The organism is bacterium (genome assembly GCA_040755795.1).
GTDB lineage: Bacteria > UBA9089 > CG2-30-40-21 > CG2-30-40-21 > SBAY01 > JBFLXS01.
This window is the reverse complement of the sequence record JBFLXS010000339.1, coordinates 1-4,547: the sequence shown is the minus strand read 5'-3', so window position 1 is coordinate 4,547 and position 4,547 is coordinate 1. Positions and strand designations below refer to the sequence as shown.

Here is a 4,547-nt window from a genome sequence, read left to right as displayed (position 1 = left end):
TATGACGAGCTTGAATTTTCTGCAGCTGGAAATATTACAACTATTAGGTGTTCCAGCAAATAAATACTCTCTGAATGCTTTCACTTAAAAATCATGCAAAACATGAGAGGGGTGTCGAAATCAGCGAAATAATAGAGAATTTTCAGAAGAAGAAGAAAAATTAATATCAAACAAATTTTAAAAAATACATTTGGTAAAAATAATGGAAAATCCAAATATTTTAGTAAACCATAATAAATATTGTTATACAAGTTTTTGGAAACGCAGTATTTCTCTTACAATTGATTTTTTGATTCTTGATTTAGTCGGATTTTTATGGATGTTTTTCTTTTCTTTAGGAATGTTCGTATTTTTCCGAATAATACTAAAAGTAGATGATATTAGAAAGATTAATCTTTTATGGGAAATAATTAGTCAAGTGTGGGTAATAATATCTTTTATATTATTAAGTAGTTACTTTATTTTTATGCATGGAAGATATGGAGCTACATTGGGTAAAATGATTGTAAAGATAAAGGTTGTTAAGCAAGATTATACACCTATAAATTATAAAATTGCTATGATAAGATATTTTGCTTTTCTCTTATCATGTGCCACATGTGGGATTGGTTTTCTTTTAGCTGCCTTTGATTCTAAGAAACAGAGTTTACACGATAAAATTGCTAAGACTTATGTGGTGTATAGATGATCAATACAGGATAAGGGGAGCAGAAGGGGTCAGACCTCGAATTGAGAAAATAGTGATAAAAAAGCTCAACAAATGAAAAAGTTAATTCAGGAAAGAAAACGATTATTGAAGAAGAGGAAAAAATGAGAAATTTCAAATATCTGAAAGAAAAAATGGAAGCAATCGAGATCTTAGAGAAACAAGAAGACTTTAGGAAATCTTTAAAAGAGGTTCAACATCTCTTAACAGAATTTCCTTATCTTACTCCTTTATTAGTCCTAAAAGGGGAGTTGATTCAACTTTTGGATGAAGAGGATAGTAACCAATGGAAACTTGAAGATGCAAAAGAGGCATTAGAACAAGCAGTGGCAATTGATGAAAAATCTATTGATGCTTTACTTGAATTAGCTTTTTATTCTTACGCAGTAGAGGACAACAATGAAATAGCTCTTCATCTTTTTGAGAAGAGTATAAATATGAGTAGAAAATTTTTAGAGGAAGCATATGGGGGTAAATGTAAGTGTTTATTTGAAACTAATCGAAAAGAAGAAGCTTTAAAATGTGTTAAAGAAGCTCTTAGAATATTTCCTGAATCAGAGAAATTAAAAGAAACAGAAGAAGATTTCAAGGATTAGGGATTAGGGTCAGATTAGGAATTAGGGTCAGACCTTGAATGTAGAAGGCAAGGATTAAGTTTTTCCACTTAATTGCTCTTTGACAATTTAATATTATGATGGTTTTGGCAGAAGGTTAGCCAGGCAGGTTGGAAGTGAGATAAAAGTATATCTCTGGGATGGGCAGAAAGAGTTTATGGAGTATGATTTTTGGAGTGCCAGGCCATTAGCAGAATATATTTATGCAAATGACCAGTTTGTATCAAAGGATTTAGTCATGGGAGGATTATTCACTGCCTTCTTCCATCACGATGGATTAGGAAGTATAAGAGATATCACAGATAGAGGAGGAAATGTTTTAACTTCGTATGACTACGATGCATTTGGAGAGGTAAAGCAAGGCTACATTGGTAAATATAACTATAACTCCTTCACAGGTAAACAATATGACTCAGAAAGTAAGTTATTTTACTTCGGCGCCAGATACTATGACCCGAAGATAGGAAGGTTTATAACAAAAGACCCAATATTAGAACCAGTAGTGTTACAGACATTGCCAGTACCATTTGAGGATATTCTTGAGGATACTATAGATTCTTCATCTCCTGATTTTATAGTCCCAGAGATGATAGATATTCCCCAAGACCTCCATCCCTATATGTATTGTTATAATGACCCGATTAACTGGATAGATCCGTGGGGACTTTGTTCAGAAGGGATTGAAGCAATACCGATATGGGAAGACCCAATATTCCTTCTTCTTACTTTAAGGCCAACATTTGTTTTTGGAATAAATGTTGCTGGTGTCCGAGAACCTACACATATTGGTCTTGATATATTGCGAGGAAGAAATATCATTCATTATGGGAGACATATAGAATTTGGAAGACATATTGGGATTTGGTTTAAAAAACCTTACATTACCAAATGGCACTGGTGGCCATTTAAAAAAAAGGGAAAATAAAAATGGCTCCTCGTTTTAGAAAAAATATGTTTTGGTGTTGGAGTGATATCAAATTAACAAAGGGATTAATTGGGTTTGAAAATTCAGATATTATTTTTGATTTTCGAGATGAGTTATCTGATAATTTTTCTATCACCAAAGGACTTATTGTTAAAAAACAGGAGAATAAACCAACAAAGTGTGATAGTATATTTAAATTTTTCCTTGATAAATCAAAGAAGGAGGTAGAAAAATTTTATAATAAAAAAATCCCAAATCCTATCGAAGTGATGTTTAAAACAAAAAATTGCAGATGTTGGAAAGAAGAATGGAATAAGATAATAGGATTAGTAAAAGTTGAAATAGAAACTAGTCATGATTTTCCATGTCTTATAATAACCACTTTCCTTCATACGCCAGATGAGTTATCAATGGAAATAAAAAAGGTTGCGAAGAAATTGGAGATAGAGTTATATGAGAATTCGGGACTGGAAAATATAAATGATGTAATAATGTCAAATCGAACTTTTGGAGAAGAGTAATTGCAAGGTAATTGTGGAGATAGTGGGGGCACACCTTGATTATAGAATTCACATTAGACATAACTTATTGTTAATAAAGGAATAGTAAAATTTAGTTTTCCTTTCCTTAATTGTTCTTTGAAAATAACTTCACTTTCACTGGCAAAGAATATGATGAGGCAACGGGCTTTTGAATGTAGAAAGCAGTTTTTTCTACATTCAACATTCACGGTCTGACCCCAACATTCCCTGAATAGAAATCAGCAATTCCATCTTCACTCATAATACCTAATTCGACTAAAATACCTGCCAGCCGATCCCCTTTTTTCCTTTGAACAGACAATGCTTCATTAAGCTGGGTATAATTAATAATCCCTCGCTCAACCAACATTTCTCCCAGTCGCATCTTGCCTTTTCTTGCCAGAGTAATATTTTCAGTTTCTTTTTCTATAGATTTCATTTTTAACTCTTTTCCTAATAATTTATATTATACACTATCAATATCGGAATGTCAATTAAAAAAATTTAGTATTATTTTATTTTTTTTCTTTTTTCTCCTCAAAATAGGAAGTAGAGAGTAGAGAGTAGAGAGTAAAGAAAACATCACTCTTCACGTCTATATCCTTACCTCCCACCTTCTATCTCCTACCACTATTTTCATCCTTCTTTGTGTCCACCCTGTGGGCATGTCCGTTCTCCTGAAAATAATCACAAAGAAACCATTCAACTATCCAACTATCAAACCATCAAACCTATTTTCATCGCCCTTTGTGAATTATAGATTCATGACCGTTTCTCTTTATTTTTATACCGACGCCAATTAAAAACGAAAAAAAATATAAAAAATACTTGACTTTTTATATTAAGTTTAGTATTATAAGAAAAAAGGGAGGAATTTTAATTGAAAAGGAGGTGAAATAGAAAATGAATAAGTGGATAGTAAGATTAGCAATAGTATTTGTAGGGGTGATATTGAGTTTGAATCTGGGAGTTCGACAGGCAATTAGTTTCGAAGATGCAAATGATTCTCCACTGTACAAGTCAACTTTAAATACAGCATTAAAAGGATTTAATGGGGGTAAGATTATTGTTGCCCAGGCTGAAGTTGTGCCAGGCGCTACCGGTCCCGGAACACCAGGTGAAATTCAAGTAAGACCGACTATGTTGCCCGAGATAACCAAATGTCCAGTAGAAAGAACGGTATGTCCAGAACTAAAGACCAGATGTCCGCAAGTAGACACAGAATGTCCACCTTGCGTGACTAAAGAACCAACAGAAAAAACTCAATGTCCCGTAGAAAGAACGGTATGTCCAGAACTAAAGACCAGATGTCCGCAAGTAGATACAGAATGTCCACCTTGCGTGACTAAAGAACCCGGTGCAAGAACGCAGTGTCCAGTAGACAAAACCGTTTGTCCGGTAGTGAGAACCAACTGTCCTGTGATTAAGACCGATTGTCCAGTAAATTCAGTTGAGTGTATTACCATGCGACCAATCCGAACGATATGTCCACCAGTAGGAGTAAAAACTCAATGTCCAGTAGAGAGAACCGTTTGTCCGGTAAAGAGAACTGTCTGTCCAGAGATAAGGACACGATGTCCAATACCATGTCCGGTGGAAAGAGAGGAAGTAGAATAAACAGGAGTAGGGATTAAGAGTAGAATAGAGAGTAGAATAGGGTCAGACCTTGACAGGCTGTTGACATATCTTTTCAGCGGTATAACGGGGGTGAATATTACACAACCTCTTGAGAATTAAGGACTTGGAGTGAATGCAATGCTGGTGCAAATTTTTATTTATAA

6 protein-coding genes are annotated in these 4,547 nt (G+C 34.2%); 5 read left to right on the top strand and 1 reads right to left on the bottom strand.

The window, feature by feature from the left end; genetic code table 11:
• The first annotated feature begins 202 nt into the window (after nucleotides 1-202).
• The 4 genes from AB1414_16160 (at nucleotide 203) to AB1414_16145 (ending at nucleotide 2,766) form a co-directional block, all read left to right on the top strand.
• Nucleotides 203-688, top strand: a complete 486-nt coding sequence (locus AB1414_16160) for an RDD family protein (protein ID MEW6608954.1) — start codon at nucleotides 203-205, stop codon at nucleotides 686-688.
• Nucleotides 689-810: 122 nt separating this feature from the next.
• The gene (locus tag AB1414_16155; protein MEW6608953.1) at nucleotides 811-1,302 is read left to right on the top strand and encodes a hypothetical protein; all 492 of its coding nucleotides are present in this window, start codon (nucleotides 811-813) and stop codon (nucleotides 1,300-1,302) included.
• A gap of 175 nt (nucleotides 1,303-1,477) precedes the next feature.
• The gene (locus AB1414_16150; protein ID MEW6608952.1) at nucleotides 1,478-2,245 is read left to right on the top strand and encodes an RHS repeat-associated core domain-containing protein; all 768 of its coding nucleotides are present in this window, start codon (nucleotides 1,478-1,480) and stop codon (nucleotides 2,243-2,245) included.
• Nucleotides 2,246-2,271: 26 nt separating this feature from the next.
• A complete protein-coding gene (locus AB1414_16145; protein MEW6608951.1) occupies nucleotides 2,272-2,766 on the top strand; it encodes a hypothetical protein in 495 nt (164 codons plus the stop codon).
• A 205-nt stretch (nucleotides 2,767-2,971) separates the two neighbouring features.
• On the opposite strand, the gene AB1414_16140 is transcribed toward AB1414_16145, so the two are convergent.
• Nucleotides 2,972-3,205, bottom strand: coding sequence for a hypothetical protein (locus AB1414_16140; GenBank protein MEW6608950.1), 234 nt, complete (start codon nucleotides 3,203-3,205; stop codon nucleotides 2,972-2,974).
• A gap of 464 nt (nucleotides 3,206-3,669) precedes the next feature.
• Here AB1414_16140 and AB1414_16135 point away from each other — a divergent pair, with 464 nt between their 5' ends.
• On the top strand, nucleotides 3,670-4,383 hold the full coding sequence (locus tag AB1414_16135) for a hypothetical protein (protein MEW6608949.1): 714 nt from the start codon (nucleotides 3,670-3,672) through the stop codon (nucleotides 4,381-4,383).
• Nucleotides 4,384-4,547: the final 164 nt, after the last annotated feature.

Coding starts and splice junctions, on each gene's coding strand:
- AB1414_16135 (MEW6608949.1), top strand. CDS start 3,670: ATGAATAAGTGGATAGTAAGATTAGCAATAGTATTTGTAGGGGTGATA.
- AB1414_16160 (MEW6608954.1), top strand. CDS start 203: ATGGAAAATCCAAATATTTTAGTAAACCATAATAAATATTGTTATACA.
- AB1414_16155 (MEW6608953.1), top strand. CDS start 811: ATGAGAAATTTCAAATATCTGAAAGAAAAAATGGAAGCAATCGAGATC.
- AB1414_16140 (MEW6608950.1), bottom strand. CDS start 3,205: ATGAAATCTATAGAAAAAGAAACTGAAAATATTACTCTGGCAAGAAAA.
- AB1414_16150 (MEW6608952.1), top strand. CDS start 1,478: ATGGAGTATGATTTTTGGAGTGCCAGGCCATTAGCAGAATATATTTAT.
- AB1414_16145 (MEW6608951.1), top strand. CDS start 2,272: ATGTTTTGGTGTTGGAGTGATATCAAATTAACAAAGGGATTAATTGGG.